This window comes from Salmonella sp. HY31 (genome assembly GCF_042604575.1).
Taxonomy (GTDB): domain Bacteria; phylum Pseudomonadota; class Gammaproteobacteria; order Enterobacterales; family Enterobacteriaceae; genus Salmonella; species Salmonella diarizonae.
In genome coordinates this window covers 980,345-993,852 of the sequence record NZ_CP170479.1, presented here as the reverse complement: position 1 = coordinate 993,852, position 13,508 = coordinate 980,345, and the positions used below count along the sequence as shown (strand labels likewise).

Here is a 13,508-nt window from a genome sequence, read left to right as displayed (position 1 = left end):
TGATGGACACCTTAACCGCTCGCTATCACGCCTGGCAATTGGGGGGAATGACGTAAAGGGGAAGAAGATTAGAATAATCAGGAAGCAATAAGAGAAGAAGTGGAGAAATACTCCGTCTGAATCACACCAGGTAATAAATAATCGCTTATAAATGCAGACTTACAGCAATTCATCTATTTTTCATAGTGACGGAAAGAATCGCCAGGCGCTAATTCAGCATAAAATTTTTGATATACGACAAAAAGCAGAATAAACCAGAAAGTATTTCTGATTTATTCTGCCCGGTTTTATCGCTTACAAACAGAGACTAATAACTCTTCCATCCATTGGTGCCCTTTATCACGCCCAGCCGCTTCATGCCAGGAAAGGTAGCATGTCCGGCTATTCAGTTTTAAAGGCAACGGCAATATTTGCAGATCCAGCGACTCCGCAAACTCTTCCGCCAACCAACGCGGGGCAATTGCGACCAAATGTGTCTGCGAAACCACATTCAGAACGCTGATAAGCGCCATGCCCTGATAAGCCACGCTCGACTGTTTATCCGACGTGTCATACCATGGCTGACTAAATGAAGCATAACGTTCGAGAGAAACAACCGCATGTTGTTCACTATAAACATCGCTTTCCAGCAGGGGGCCGCTAATACGCGGATGTTTCCGGCTGGCGACTAATACCATTTCATCTTTAAATAGCGGTACGCTGGTAAATTCAGGGCGACGGAATTCTTCATAACTAATAACGAACTCGGTTTCCTGATAGCGTAGCTGATGCTCGGTATTCTGATTCAACGATGCTTTAAAAACGACATGAATATTCGGCGCAATTTGTTCTACGTGATTATAAATCTGTGACGTCAGGATATTATCCAGCGGACTGCACACGCAAAGGTTGAATACACGTTCGCTACTGGTCGGCTCAAACCCCGATCCCGGCAATTCATTTTGTACCAATTGCAATGCCTGACGGACTGAACCAAATAATTGAAATGCACGGGCAGTCGGCTGAATTCCTCGTCCATACCGAACAAAAAGTTCGTCATTAAACATAACCTTCAGACGCGCCACGGCGTTACTGACCGCAGGCTGCGACATTCCGAGCGTGTGGGCGGCGCGCGTAATATTCTGCTCTTGCATCACCGCATCGAACACGGTTAATAGGTTCAAATCAACCATGCGAAGCTGCGGTTTGCTCATCTCTAAAAAATGCGGCTTTTCGGTTTTGACCTCTGGCATATCTAACTCCACTGTCACGCTTAACTCCCTTTTTCTGGCTGAAAGCAGAAATAATTCCTGAAAATATGATTTACCATGCATATAAAATAAGAAAAAGGGAAAGCGTTAAAATTCGGAAAACATAAAGACGCTGACAGAGACAAATAGAATGCCAGCGCAAGCGTAATGTACCCTGAGCCACATCATCGCAATTCATAATGTTTAAATTACGGAAGCAATATAACCATAACCATGGCGAATACACAATCATACGCCAAGTGAATGATAATTTAAGTTTCAATTAAATGTTTATATTATTAATGCCGGAAAAGTTAACATTAATTTATCAATAACATTATCTTTACCCATTAAGTAAACAAGGTTATTTACTAAAAAACAAAATAAATCAAAAAGATAAACCTAACCTTTAGCATACCTTTAGCTGACCGCTCCTCTAACCAATTTGCAAACAAAAATGCCTAAATATTTCAAACAATGAAAAGTATGAATGTCTACCCATTCTTTTATCCTTTATTGGACGCCATACCTAGCACAATTAGCTAAAGTAAGTATCGGATACGACCAACAAAATGCAATGGCGCTAGAAATCAGAGTTGACATCAAATGGCATATCCAGTACCACTAAAAGCATATCGCATTCGCTGGAGTTGAATTAATGTCACATATTGTTCGTTTCACTGGGCTACTACTACTAAACGCATTTACTGTGCGCGGTAGACTGGTGGGCGGCATTCAGCATTAAGTCAGCTCGAAGTCAAACAAAAACCCGCGCCGTTGCGCGGGTTTTTTTATGCCTGACGCAAGGCGCTCCAGGAGACAAGGACCACATCATGAGCCAGCAAGTCATTATTTTTGATACGACCTTACGCGACGGCGAACAAGCGTTACAGGCCAGCCTGAGCGCGAAAGAGAAGCTGCAGATTGCCCTGGCCCTTGAGCGCATGGGTGTTGATGTCATGGAAGTGGGCTTCCCGGTCTCTTCTCCGGGTGATTTTGAGTCCGTACAAACCATCGCGCGCACCATCAAAAATAGCCGCGTTTGCGCCCTGGCCCGTTGTGTAGAAAAAGACATCGACGTCGCGGCACAGGCGCTGAAGGTCGCCAACGCGTTTCGTATCCATACTTTTATCGCCACCTCGCCAATGCATATCGCCACCAAGCTGCGCAGTACGCTGGATGAGGTCATCGAACGCGCGGTATACATGGTTAAGCATGCGCGTAATTATACTGATGACGTGGAGTTCTCCTGCGAGGACGCTGGCCGGACGCCTGTTGACGATTTAGCGCGCGTGGTGGAAGCCGCCATAAACGCCGGCGCGAGAACCATCAACATTCCCGATACCGTGGGCTATACCATGCCGTTTGAGTTTGCGGGAATCATTTCCGGCCTGTATGAACGTGTCCCCAATATCGACAAAGCCATCATCTCTGTTCATACCCACGACGATTTAGGGATAGCGGTAGGCAACTCACTGGCGGCGATACATGCGGGCGCGCGTCAGGTCGAAGGCGCGATGAACGGTATCGGCGAACGCGCCGGTAACTGCGCGCTGGAAGAAGTCATCATGGCGATTAAAGTGCGCAAAGACATTATGAACGTGCATACCAACATCAATCACCACGAAATCTGGCGTACCAGCCAGACCGTCAGCCAGATCTGTAATATGCCAATTCCGGCCAACAAAGCCATTGTCGGCAGCGGCGCTTTCGCCCACTCTTCCGGCATCCACCAGGACGGCGTCCTCAAGAACCGCGAAAACTATGAAATCATGACGCCGGAGTCTATCGGTCTGAACCAGGTACAGCTGAATCTGACCTCCCGCTCTGGCCGCGCCGCGGTCAAACACCGCATGGAGGAGATGGGTTACAAAGACACAGACTACAACATGGATCACCTGTACGACGCGTTCCTGAAGCTGGCGGACAAAAAAGGCCAGGTGTTTGACTACGACCTGGAAGCGCTGGCGTTCATTAATAAACAGCAAGAAGAGCCAGAGCATTTCCGTCTGGACTACTTCAGCGTGCAGTCCGGCTCCCGCGATATCGCCACCGCTTCCGTGAAACTGGCCTGTGGTGAAGAGATCAAGGCCGAAGCGGCGAATGGCAATGGCCCGGTCGATGCTATCTATCAGGCGATTAACCGCATCACGGGCTACGACGTTGAGCTGGTTAAATACGACCTGAACGCCAAAGGCCAGGGCAAAGACGCGCTGGGTCAGGTCGATATCGTGGTGAACCATCATGGTCGACGCTTCCACGGCGTCGGGCTGGCGACGGATATCGTCGAATCCTCCGCCAAAGCGATGGTGCACGTGCTGAACAATATCTGGCGCGCCGCCGAAGTTGAAAAAGAATTGCAACGCAAAGCTCACAATAAAGAGAACAACAAGGAAACCGTGTAATGTCGAAGAACTATCATATTGCCGTATTGCCGGGCGACGGCATCGGCCCGGAAGTCATGGCGCAAGCCCTGAAAGTCATGGACGCGGTGCGCAGCCGTTTTGGTATGCGTATTACCACCAGCCGCTATGACGTCGGCGGTATTGCTATCGACAATCATGGTCATCCACTGCCGAAAGCCACCGTTGAAGGGTGTGAGCAGGCGGATGCCGTTCTGTTTGGCTCCGTCGGCGGCCCGAAATGGGAAAATTTGCCTCCCGAAAGCCAGCCGGAGCGCGGCGCCCTGCTGCCGCTGCGCAAACATTTCAAATTATTCAGTAACCTGCGCCCGGCGAAACTGTATCAGGGACTGGAAGCGTTTTGCCCGTTGCGCGCCGATATCGCCGCTAACGGTTTCGATATCCTGTGCGTGCGCGAGCTGACTGGCGGGATCTATTTCGGTCAGCCAAAAGGCCGCGAAGGCAGCGGTCAGTACGAAAAAGCCTTTGATACCGAAGTTTATCACCGCTTTGAGATCGAACGTATTGCCCGTATCGCCTTTGAATCGGCGCGTAAACGCCGCCGTAAAGTCACCTCTATTGATAAAGCCAACGTACTGCAAAGCTCTATTCTGTGGCGTGAGATCGTCAATGACGTCGCGAAAGCGTATCCCGACGTGGAACTGGCGCACATGTACATCGATAACGCCACCATGCAGTTGATTAAAGACCCGTCGCAGTTTGACGTACTGCTGTGCTCTAACCTGTTCGGCGACATTCTGTCCGACGAATGCGCCATGATCACCGGCTCAATGGGGATGCTGCCGTCCGCCAGCCTGAACGAGCAAGGGTTTGGTCTGTATGAACCGGCTGGCGGCTCCGCGCCGGATATCGCCGGGAAAAATATCGCCAATCCGATTGCGCAGATCCTGTCGCTGGCGTTGCTGCTGCGCTACAGCCTGGACGCCGATGAGGCGGCAACAGCCATTGAACAGGCGATCAATCGCGCATTAGAAGAAGGCATTCGCACCGGCGATTTAGCCCGGGGCGCTGCCGCGGTCAGTACCGATGAGATGGGCGATATTATCGCCCGCTATGTCGCAGAAGGGGTGTAATCATGGCGAAGACATTATACGAAAAATTATTTGATGCCCACGTGGTCTTTGAGGCGCCAAACGAAACGCCGTTGCTGTACATCGATCGCCACCTGGTACACGAAGTCACCTCACCGCAGGCGTTTGACGGTCTGCGCGCGCACCATCGTCCTGTACGTCAGCCAGAGAAAACCTTCGCCACGATGGATCACAACGTCTCGACGCAGACTAAAGACATTAACGCCTCCGGCGAAATGGCGCGTATCCAGATGCAGGAGCTGATTAAGAACTGTAACGAGTTCGGCGTTGAACTGTATGACCTGAATCACCCGTATCAGGGTATCGTCCATGTGATGGGGCCGGAACAGGGCGTCACCCTGCCGGGCATGACCATCGTCTGCGGCGACTCCCACACCGCCACCCACGGCGCGTTTGGCGCGCTGGCCTTCGGCATCGGCACTTCTGAGGTGGAACATGTACTGGCGACGCAAACCCTGAAACAGGGGCGCGCTAAAACCATGAAGATTGAAGTCACGGGCAACGCCGCGCCGGGCATTACCGCCAAAGACATCGTGCTGGCGATCATCGGCAAAACCGGCAGCGCCGGCGGTACCGGACACGTGGTTGAATTTTGCGGCGACGCGATCCGCGCGCTGAGTATGGAAGGCCGCATGACGCTGTGCAATATGGCGATTGAGATGGGTGCCAAAGCCGGTCTGGTCGCCCCGGATGAAACCACCTTCAACTACGTAAAAGGGCGTTTGCACGCGCCGAAGGGCCGCGATTTTGACGACGCCGTTGAGTACTGGAAAACGCTGAAAACCGATGACGGTGCGACCTTTGATACCGTCGTCACCCTGCGGGCGGAAGAGATCGCGCCGCAGGTGACCTGGGGCACTAATCCGGGCCAGGTGATTTCCGTCACCGACATCATCCCCGATCCCGCCTCCTTTAGCGATCCGGTTGAACGCGCCAGCGCTGAAAAAGCGCTGGCTTATATGGGCTTACAGCCGGGCGTACCGTTAACGGACGTTGCTATCGATAAAGTCTTTATCGGCTCTTGTACCAATTCACGCATTGAAGATTTGCGCGCGGCGGCGGCAGTCGCCAAAGGCCGTAAAGTCGCGCCGGGCGTACAGGCGCTGGTGGTTCCCGGCTCCGGCCCGGTCAAAGCGCAGGCGGAAGCAGAAGGGCTGGATAAAATATTTATCGAAGCCGGTTTTGAGTGGCGTCTGCCGGGCTGCTCGATGTGCCTGGCGATGAATAACGATCGTCTGAATCCGGGCGAACGTTGCGCCTCGACCAGCAACCGCAATTTTGAAGGTCGTCAGGGCCGTGGCGGGCGCACCCATCTGGTCAGCCCGGCGATGGCCGCCGCGGCTGCCGTCACGGGCCGTTTTGCCGATATTCGCAGCATCAAATAAGGAGAACAATCATGGCAGAAAAATTTATCCAACATACAGGCCTGGTTGTCCCACTGGATGCCGCCAACGTCGATACTGACGCCATTATCCCCAAGCAGTTTTTGCAGAAGGTAACGCGTACCGGTTTTGGCGCGCACCTCTTTAACGACTGGCGTTTTCTGGACGAACAGGGTCAGCAGCCTAATCCGGCATTCGTCCTGAACTTCCCGGAATATCAAGGCGCGTCTATTCTGCTGGCGCGGGAAAACTTCGGCTGCGGCTCGTCGCGCGAACATGCCCCGTGGGCGCTGACCGACTACGGTTTTAAAGTGGTGATCGCGCCGAGCTTCGCCGACATTTTCTACGGCAATAGCTTTAACAACCAACTGCTGCCGGTGAAGTTAAACGAAGAAGAGGTGAACGAGCTGTTTGCGCTGGTGCAGGCTAATCCGGGGATTCATTTTGAGGTGGATCTGGCAGCGCAGGTCGTGAAAGCCGGCGACAAACGTTATCCCTTTGAGATCGACGCCTTCCGCCGCCACTGTATGATGAACGGTCTGGACAGCATTGGGCTGACGCTGCAACACGAAGATGCGATTGCCGCCTACGAAAATAAACAACCGGCGTTTATGCGGTAATCCTTGACGCCTTACCTGGCCTACAGGTTATGCAATATCACCAGGTTGCCACTATATCCTGTAGGCCTGATAAGCGTAGTGCCATCAGGCTTCGGGGTGGTCATCGGTCGCTAACGCCAGGGGATATTCCGGCATTTTTTATACGTCTTTTACTCGCCCGGTCATGACCAGCGTGACCACAGAAATCGCCGCAATCACCCAGTAAACGGCAAAATGGCCGAAGCTTTGCGCCACCGCGCCCTGAATCACGCCCGCCAGAATAACGCCCGTTGAAATGCTATTGGTGAAAAGCGTCGTGGCAGCCCCTGCCCTGCCTGGCATCAAATCCTGAAACCACAGCATTCCAATCCCGGCGACAATGCCAATAAATACCGCATTAAAAAGTTGCAACAACAGCAGCGCCGTCCGGCTGTGAAAAAAGAGCAAACCGACATAAAACAGCACGCCCGCCGCCACGGCGGCAATCATCATCCGCCGCTTGCCAAAGCGCTTCACATAAAAACCGGCCAGAATCATTGCCGGAATCTCCAGCCCTGCCGCCGTGCCCATCAATACGCCGGCCAGTTTATCCGACAGACCCAGCTCAACGCTTATCCATAGCGGCATATCAATGATGTACATGGTATTGCAGGTCCACATCAATGTGGAGGCGATAAACAACATACGCACATTTCTATCCTGCCAGCCGTTTATCTGAGCGAGCGGCGCATCGACCGGTTGTTCGACGCGTGCCACCGAAGGCAGCATCAGGGCAATCAGAACCAGGCTGACGGCAAAAATAACGGCGGCAATAGAGAACATGACGGTGAATCCGTAATTCAGCGCCAGCATAAAGGCCAGCGGCGGGCCGATCACCCACGCCAGCGAAAGCTGGGCGCGCATCACCGAACTAAACATCACCACTTCGCGCGCCGAACTATCGGCATACTCCCGCGCCAGCGCAAACAGTTGCGGCATGGCGGTATTGGCCAGCGACGCCAGCAGTACGCCGCAGGTAATTAAGGTTAAATAATGACGATTAAAAGCAAACAATAACGCGTTGCCGATCGCCATCAGACAGCAAAACATAATCAGCTTACGGCGATCGCCGCGGCTATCTGAGCGTTTCGCCAGCGCCAGACTGACCCCAATCCCGGCAATGGCGTTGACGGTATAAAATAGCCCCACCCAAAACGGCTGCGCGCCCACTTCGCGACTAAGAAACAGGCTTAACGTCGGCGCCTGAAGCGCGCCAGCGACGCCCATCATAAAAGCGACCAGCATAAACGCCGCATAAATCCCGTTGAGACGCCGTCCCATCGTCGTAATCCAGAGCATAGTAAGTCCTTTAAGCGCAGCCGAAATAAAAAAAGCCAGCAGGTATTATCTGCTGGCGGGTGATTTTAGGCTATAGCCTACACCAATACTCAGTCACACATGATGTCTGCAATTGGCTTCAATCGGTCGCCTCCCACTGCATCAGTTCTGCGAGCATTTTTAAGCGTTGCGGCGCGCTCAGGCAAACCAGCCAGGACGTTTTTTCCGTCGCGGCAAAATATCTCAACCAGAACTGGTACATAGCGACCTCTTCCTCTTGCTTCATCGAAAGGTATTATTGGCCTAATATAGGGATAATAAAATTGCTGAGTTTTTCATCGGAGTTCCCCTTTTATGCCCTCAGGTCGCCTGCAACAACAATTTATCCGTCTCTGGCAATGTTGTGACGGTAAAACGCAAGACACCACGCTTAATGAGCTGGCGGATCTGCTGAACTGTTCCCGTCGCCATATGCGTACGCTGCTAAATACGATGCAGGCGCGCGGCTGGCTAACATGGGAAGCGGAGGTTGGACGCGGAAAGCGTTCGCGTCTGACGTTCCTGTATACCGGACTGGCGCTACAACAGCAGCGAGCGGAAGACCTACTGGAACAAGATCGAATCGATCAACTGGTACAACTGGTTGGCGATAAAAGCGCCGTCAGGCAAATGCTGATTTCCCATCTGGGACGCAGCTTCCGCCAGGGGCGGCATATTCTGCGGGTTCTTTACTATCGCCCGATGCACAATCTCCTGCCGGGAACCGCATTACGTCGCTCGGAAACCCATATTGCCCGGCAGATTTTCAGTTCGCTCACGCGGGTAAATGAGGAAAACGGGGAACTGGAAGCGGACATTGCGCACCACTGGCAGCAAATTTCCCCTTTACTGTGGCGCTTCTACCTGCGCCCCGGCATTCATTTTCATCATGGTCGCGAACTGGAGATGGAAGATGTCATCGCCTCGCTGACGCGTATCAATACGCTTCCGCTTTACTCGCACATTACAAAGATAGACTCCCCTACCGCGTGGACGCTGGATATTCATCTTTCCCAGCCGGATCGATGGTTGCCGTGGCTGCTGGGCCAGGTCCCGGCGATGGTTTTGCCACGGGAGTGGGAAACGCTGACTAATTTCGCCAGCCACCCTATCGGCACCGGGCCTTATGCCGTGCGGCGTAATACGCCAAACCAGCTCAAGATACTCGCCTTTGATGACTACTTCGGCTATCGGGCGTTGATAGACGAAGTGAACGTCTGGGTACTGCCGGATATCAGTGAAGAACCGGCCTGCGGCTTGATGCTGGAAGGGCCGATACAAGGTGGTGAAAAAGCGATAGAAAGCCGTCTGGAAGAGGGGTGCTATTATCTGCTATTCGACGCCAGAACGCCGCGCGGCGCGCATCCACAGGTCAGAGAATGGGTGAGCCATGTCCTCTCCCCCACCAATTTACTCTATCATGCCGATGAGCCACTACAGCAGCTCTGGTTCCCTGCCTATGGGCTTTTACCGCGCTGGCATCACGCCCATCCAGGCCCAGGCGAAAAACCCGCCGGGCTGGAAACCCTCACGCTGACCTTCTATCGCGAACACATTGAGCACCGGGTTATCGCCCGTATTATGAGCGCGCTTCTGGCTGAGCATCAGGTGCATCTGCATATTCAGGAGATCGACTACGATCAATGGCACGCCGGCGAGATCGAAAGCGATATCTGGCTCAATAGCGCTAACTTTACTCTGCCGCTGGATTTCTCGTTGTTCGCGCACCTGTGCGAAGTACCGCTCTTGCAGAACTGTATTCCGCGCGACTGGCAGGGCGACGCCGCGCAGTGGCGCGCTGGCGAAATGAACCTGGCAAACTGGTGCCAGCAACTGCTGGCCAGCAAAGCGATTGTGCCGCTGATCCACCACTGGCTGATTATCCAGGGACAGCGCAGTATGCGCGGGCTGCGTATGAATACCCTCGGCTGGTTCGATTTTAAATCGGCGTGGTTTGCGCCGCCAGATCCTTAACGCCAGCTCTTGATTGCTGCCCGGCAACAAAATCACTACACTAACGCCGAACTCAACGGGGTGCCGCGCCCGTGCGTGCGCTGAGAAAATACCCGTCGAACCTGATCCGGATAATGCCGGCGAAGGGATTTGAGGCTACCTCTCAAGTCCTTTGCCACTCTTTAACTGAGGTGCAAAGTGTTAAAAAAATATCTTCCGCTTTTACTCCTGTGCGCGGCGCCTGCCTTCGCCAAACCCATTCTCACCGTCTATACCTACGACTCGTTCGCCGCCGACTGGGGGCCAGGCCCGGCGGTGAAAAAAGCGTTTGAAGCCGACTGTAACTGCGAGCTAAAACTGGTGGCGCTGGAGGATGGCGTTTCGCTGCTCAACCGCCTGCGGATGGAGGGGAAGAACAGCAAAGCCGATGTGGTGTTGGGGCTGGACAACAATCTGCTGGAAGCGGCTACGCAAACTAAACTCTTTGCTAAAAGCGGCGTGGCGAATGAGGCGGTCAAGGTGCCCGGCGGCTGGAAAAACGACACATTTGTTCCGTTCGATTACGGCTATTTCGCCTTTGTCTACGATAAAAGCAAGCTGAAAAATCCGCCGAAAAGCCTGAAAGAACTGGTCGAGAGCGATCAAAAATGGCGGGTGATTTATCAGGACCCGCGTACCAGTACGCCAGGGCTGGGGCTATTACTGTGGATGCACAAAGTCTATGGCGATAACGCGCCGCAGGCCTGGCAAAAACTGGCGGCCAAAACGGTCACGGTGACGAAAGGCTGGAGCGAAGCCTACGGTTTATTTCTGAAAGGTGAAAGCGATTTGGTGCTCAGTTACACCACCTCGCCGGCATATCACATTATTGAAGAGAAGAAGGACAATTACGCCGCCGCGAACTTCAGCGAAGGTCATTACTTACAGGTAGAAGTAGCGGCGCGTACCGTCGCCAGTAAGCAGCCGGAACTGGCGGAGAAATTCCTCAAATTTATGGTTTCTCCAGCGTTTCAGAACGCCATACCAACCGGCAACTGGATGTACCCGGTAGCGGACGTCGCCTTACCGGCAGGGTTTGAATCATTGGTAAAACCCGCCACAACGCTGGAATTCACGCCGCAGCAGGTTGCAGCACAACGCCAGGCATGGATTAGCGAATGGCAACGCGCCGTCAGCCGTTAATTCCCGGCTGGCTAATTCCGGGGCTGTGCGCCGCCGCGCTGATGATAACCGTCGCTCTGGCGGCCTTTCTGGCGCTTTGGCTGAGCACGCCGTCGGGCGCATGGTCGACAATCTGGCGGGATAGCTACCTGTGGCATGTGGTGAGCTTCTCATTCTGGCAGGCGTTTCTGTCCGCGGTGCTGTCTGTGGTCCCGGCGGTTTTTCTCGCCCGCGCGCTTTATCGACGCCGTTTTCCTGGACGTCTGGCACTGCTGCGTCTGTGCGCCATGACGCTGATTCTGCCGGTACTGGTTGCCGTGTTCGGCATTCTTAGCGTGTATGGCCGCCAGGGCTGGCTGGCCTCGCTGTGGCAGATGCTGGGGCTTCAGTGGACATTCTCCCCCTACGGCTTGCAGGGCATTTTACTGGCGCACGTCTTTTTTAATCTGCCAATGGCGAGCCGCTTGTTGCTGCAATCTTTGGAAAGCATTCCCGGCGAGCAGCGCCAGCTCGCCGCCCAGCTCGGTATGCGCGGCTGGCATTTTTTCCGTTTTGTCGAATGGCCGTGGCTGCGCCGCCAAATTCCGCCCGTCGCGGCGCTGATTTTTATGCTCTGCTTCGCCAGTTTTGCGACGGTCCTGTCACTCGGCGGCGGCCCGCAGGCCACCACTATCGAACTGGCTATCTATCAGGCACTCAGTTATGACTACGATCCCGCCCGCGCGGCGATGCTGGCATTAATCCAGATGGTCTGCTGCCTGGCGCTGGTGCTGCTAAGCCAGCGGTTGAGCAAAGCGATTGCGCCGGGGATGACGCTGACGCAGGGCTGGCGCGATCCTGACGATCGTCTCCACAGCCGTCTGACGGACGCCTTATTAATCGTGTTGGCGCTGCTGCTGCTGCTTCCGCCGCTGGTCGCCGTGGTGGTCGATGGCGTCAACCGCAGCCTGCCGGAGGTGCTGGCGCAACCTATTCTGTGGCAGGCTGTCTGGACATCACTACGCATTGCGCTGGCGGCGGGCATTCTGTGTGTGGTACTGACCATGATGCTGCTGTGGAGTAGCCGCGAATTACGCCAACGCCAGCAGGTATTCGCCGGACAAACGCTGGAACTCAGCGGGATGTTGATCCTCGCGATGCCGGGGATCGTGCTGGCGACGGGCTTCTTTTTATTGCTCAATAATAGCCTCGGCTTACCGGAATCCGCCGACGGCATCGTGATTTTCACCAATGCGCTCATGGCGATCCCCTACGCGCTAAAAGTCCTGGAAAACCCAATGCGCGATGTTACCGCCCGTTACGGAATGCTGTGCCAGTCATTAGGAATTGAAGGCTGGTCGCGGTTAAAGATCGTGGAGCTGCGAGCACTGAAACGTCCACTGGCGCAAGCGCTGGCGTTTGCCTGCGTACTTTCTATCGGTGATTTTGGCGTCGTCGCGCTTTTCGGCAACGACAATTTCCGCACGCTGCCGTTTTATCTGTATCAACAGATCGGCTCCTACCGTGGCCAGGACGGCGCGGTGACCGCGCTGATACTGTTGCTGCTCTGCTTTACGCTATTTACCCTCATAGAGAAACTACCGGGCCGACATGCTAAAACTGATTGATATCACCTGGCTTTACCATCATTTGCCGATGCGTTTTACGCTGGCGGTAGAACGCGGCGAGCAGGTGGCGATTCTTGGCCCCAGCGGCGCGGGGAAAAGCACTCTGCTGAATTTAATTGCCGGTTTTCTCACCCCTGCCCGCGGTACGCTACTGATTGCAGGCGAGGATCATACGCTTACGCCGCCCTCACGCCGTCCGGTCTCAATGCTGTTTCAGGAGAATAATTTATTCAGCCATCTGAATGTGCAGCAAAATATCGGTCTGGGGCTAAATCCCGGGTTAACGCTCAACGCCAGCCAGCGGGAAAAACGGGACGCTATCGCACGTCAGATGGGCATTGAGAGTCTGATGACGCGTTTGCCGGGCGAACTGTCCGGCGGCCAGCGTCAGCGGGTAGCGCTGGCGCGCTGCCTGGTACGTGAACAGCCGATGCTACTGCTGGATGAACCGTTCTCGGCGCTCGATCCCGCGCTGCGCCAGGAGATGCTGACGTTGGTCAGCGATATCTGCCGCGAGCGACAGCTCACGCTGTTGATGGTCTCGCACAGCGTGGAAGATGCGGCGCGGATCGCGTCACGCGCCATTGTCGTGGCCGACGGGCGTATCGCGTGGCAGGGAAAGACGACAGAATTACTCAGCGGACGAGCCAGCGCCTCAGCGTTGCTGGGGATTAACGGCTGATCGTGCGACTCGCTAAGCGCAGCGC

Annotated in this window: 12 protein-coding genes and 1 riboswitch; of the genes, 9 read left to right on the top strand and 3 right to left on the bottom strand. The window is 54.3% G+C overall.

The window, feature by feature from the left end; all coding sequences use genetic code 11:
* Nucleotides 1-287 precede the first annotated feature (287 nt).
* The gene (gene leuO, locus ACE15A_RS04635; RefSeq protein ID WP_023245703.1) at nucleotides 288-1,232 is read right to left on the bottom strand and encodes a transcriptional regulator LeuO; all 945 of its coding nucleotides are present in this window, start codon (nucleotides 1,230-1,232) and stop codon (nucleotides 288-290) included.
* Nucleotides 1,233-1,887: 655 nt separating this feature from the next.
* On the opposite strand from leuO, the gene leuL reads away from it, so the two are divergent.
* The 5 genes from leuL to leuD all read left to right on the top strand — a co-directional run bounded on the left by leuL (nucleotide 1,888) and on the right by leuD (nucleotide 6,745).
* Nucleotides 1,888-1,974, top strand: a complete 87-nt coding sequence (leuL, locus tag ACE15A_RS04630) for a leu operon leader peptide (RefSeq protein WP_023245702.1) — start codon at nucleotides 1,888-1,890, stop codon at nucleotides 1,972-1,974.
* A gap of 88 nt (nucleotides 1,975-2,062) precedes the next feature.
* A complete protein-coding gene (gene leuA, locus ACE15A_RS04625; protein ID WP_053508830.1) occupies nucleotides 2,063-3,634 on the top strand; it encodes a 2-isopropylmalate synthase in 1,572 nt (523 codons plus the stop codon).
* Nucleotides 3,634-4,725, top strand: a complete 1,092-nt coding sequence (gene leuB, locus ACE15A_RS04620; RefSeq protein ID WP_023245700.1) for a 3-isopropylmalate dehydrogenase — start codon at nucleotides 3,634-3,636, stop codon at nucleotides 4,723-4,725. The genes leuA and leuB overlap by 1 nt, the downstream gene beginning before the upstream one ends.
* A gap of 2 nt (nucleotides 4,726-4,727) precedes the next feature.
* Nucleotides 4,728-6,128 (top strand): 3-isopropylmalate dehydratase large subunit, encoded by a 1,401-nt coding sequence (gene leuC, locus ACE15A_RS04615; RefSeq protein WP_023245699.1) that lies wholly within the window; start codon nucleotides 4,728-4,730, stop codon nucleotides 6,126-6,128.
* Between the two features lie 11 nt (nucleotides 6,129-6,139).
* Nucleotides 6,140-6,745 carry a 3-isopropylmalate dehydratase small subunit gene (gene leuD, locus ACE15A_RS04610; RefSeq protein ID WP_023245698.1) on the top strand — a complete coding sequence of 202 codons (606 nt, stop codon included), beginning with the start codon at nucleotides 6,140-6,142 and terminating at the stop codon, nucleotides 6,743-6,745.
* 138 nt (nucleotides 6,746-6,883) lie between these two features.
* On the opposite strand, the gene ACE15A_RS04605 is transcribed toward leuD, so the two are convergent.
* Together ACE15A_RS04605 and sgrT are read right to left on the bottom strand one after the other, a co-directional pair.
* Nucleotides 6,884-8,062 carry a sugar efflux transporter gene (locus tag ACE15A_RS04605; RefSeq protein WP_023245697.1) on the bottom strand — a complete coding sequence of 393 codons (1,179 nt, stop codon included), beginning with the start codon at nucleotides 8,060-8,062 and terminating at the stop codon, nucleotides 6,884-6,886.
* A gap of 118 nt (nucleotides 8,063-8,180) precedes the next feature.
* Nucleotides 8,181-8,303, bottom strand: a complete 123-nt coding sequence (gene sgrT, locus ACE15A_RS04600) for a glucose uptake inhibitor SgrT (protein ID WP_023245696.1) — start codon at nucleotides 8,301-8,303, stop codon at nucleotides 8,181-8,183.
* 92 nt (nucleotides 8,304-8,395) lie between these two features.
* On the opposite strand from sgrT, the gene sgrR reads away from it, so the two are divergent.
* The 4 genes from sgrR to thiQ all read left to right on the top strand — a co-directional run bounded on the left by sgrR (nucleotide 8,396) and on the right by thiQ (nucleotide 13,483).
* Nucleotides 8,396-10,054: an HTH-type transcriptional regulator SgrR gene (sgrR, locus tag ACE15A_RS04595; RefSeq protein ID WP_053508833.1), complete on the top strand. Its 1,659-nt coding sequence runs from the start codon at nucleotides 8,396-8,398 to the stop codon at nucleotides 10,052-10,054.
* A gap of 46 nt (nucleotides 10,055-10,100) precedes the next feature.
* A riboswitch (TPP riboswitch) is annotated at nucleotides 10,101-10,200 on the top strand.
* Between the two features lie 31 nt (nucleotides 10,201-10,231).
* Nucleotides 10,232-11,215 (top strand): thiamine ABC transporter substrate binding subunit, encoded by a 984-nt coding sequence (gene thiB / locus ACE15A_RS04590; protein WP_023245694.1) that lies wholly within the window; start codon nucleotides 10,232-10,234, stop codon nucleotides 11,213-11,215.
* On the top strand, nucleotides 11,191-12,801 hold the full coding sequence (gene thiP / locus ACE15A_RS04585) for a thiamine/thiamine pyrophosphate ABC transporter permease ThiP (RefSeq protein ID WP_053508834.1): 1,611 nt from the start codon (nucleotides 11,191-11,193) through the stop codon (nucleotides 12,799-12,801). Before thiB ends, thiP begins: the two co-directional genes overlap by 25 nt.
* Entirely contained in the window at nucleotides 12,785-13,483 is a 699-nt protein-coding gene (gene thiQ, locus ACE15A_RS04580) for a thiamine ABC transporter ATP-binding protein ThiQ (protein WP_023245692.1), read from the top strand. Before thiP ends, thiQ begins: the two co-directional genes overlap by 17 nt.
* The last annotated feature ends 25 nt before the right edge of the window (nucleotides 13,484-13,508 follow it).

What these genes read in the sequence shown, in the direction of transcription:
- leuO (WP_023245703.1), bottom strand. Translation starts at nt 1,232, where the DNA reads ATGCCAGAGGTCAAAACCGAAAAGCCGCATTTTTTAGAGATGAGCAAA.
- leuL (WP_023245702.1), top strand. Translation starts at nt 1,888, where the DNA reads ATGTCACATATTGTTCGTTTCACTGGGCTACTACTACTAAACGCATTT.
- leuA (WP_053508830.1), top strand. Translation starts at nt 2,063, where the DNA reads ATGAGCCAGCAAGTCATTATTTTTGATACGACCTTACGCGACGGCGAA.
- leuB (WP_023245700.1), top strand. Translation starts at nt 3,634, where the DNA reads ATGTCGAAGAACTATCATATTGCCGTATTGCCGGGCGACGGCATCGGC.
- leuC (WP_023245699.1), top strand. Translation starts at nt 4,728, where the DNA reads ATGGCGAAGACATTATACGAAAAATTATTTGATGCCCACGTGGTCTTT.
- leuD (WP_023245698.1), top strand. Translation starts at nt 6,140, where the DNA reads ATGGCAGAAAAATTTATCCAACATACAGGCCTGGTTGTCCCACTGGAT.
- ACE15A_RS04605 (WP_023245697.1), bottom strand. Translation starts at nt 8,062, where the DNA reads ATGCTCTGGATTACGACGATGGGACGGCGTCTCAACGGGATTTATGCG.
- sgrT (WP_023245696.1), bottom strand. Translation starts at nt 8,303, where the DNA reads ATGTACCAGTTCTGGTTGAGATATTTTGCCGCGACGGAAAAAACGTCC.
- sgrR (WP_053508833.1), top strand. Translation starts at nt 8,396, where the DNA reads ATGCCCTCAGGTCGCCTGCAACAACAATTTATCCGTCTCTGGCAATGT.
- thiP (WP_053508834.1), top strand. Translation starts at nt 11,191, where the DNA reads ATGGCAACGCGCCGTCAGCCGTTAATTCCCGGCTGGCTAATTCCGGGG.
- thiQ (WP_023245692.1), top strand. Translation starts at nt 12,785, where the DNA reads ATGCTAAAACTGATTGATATCACCTGGCTTTACCATCATTTGCCGATG.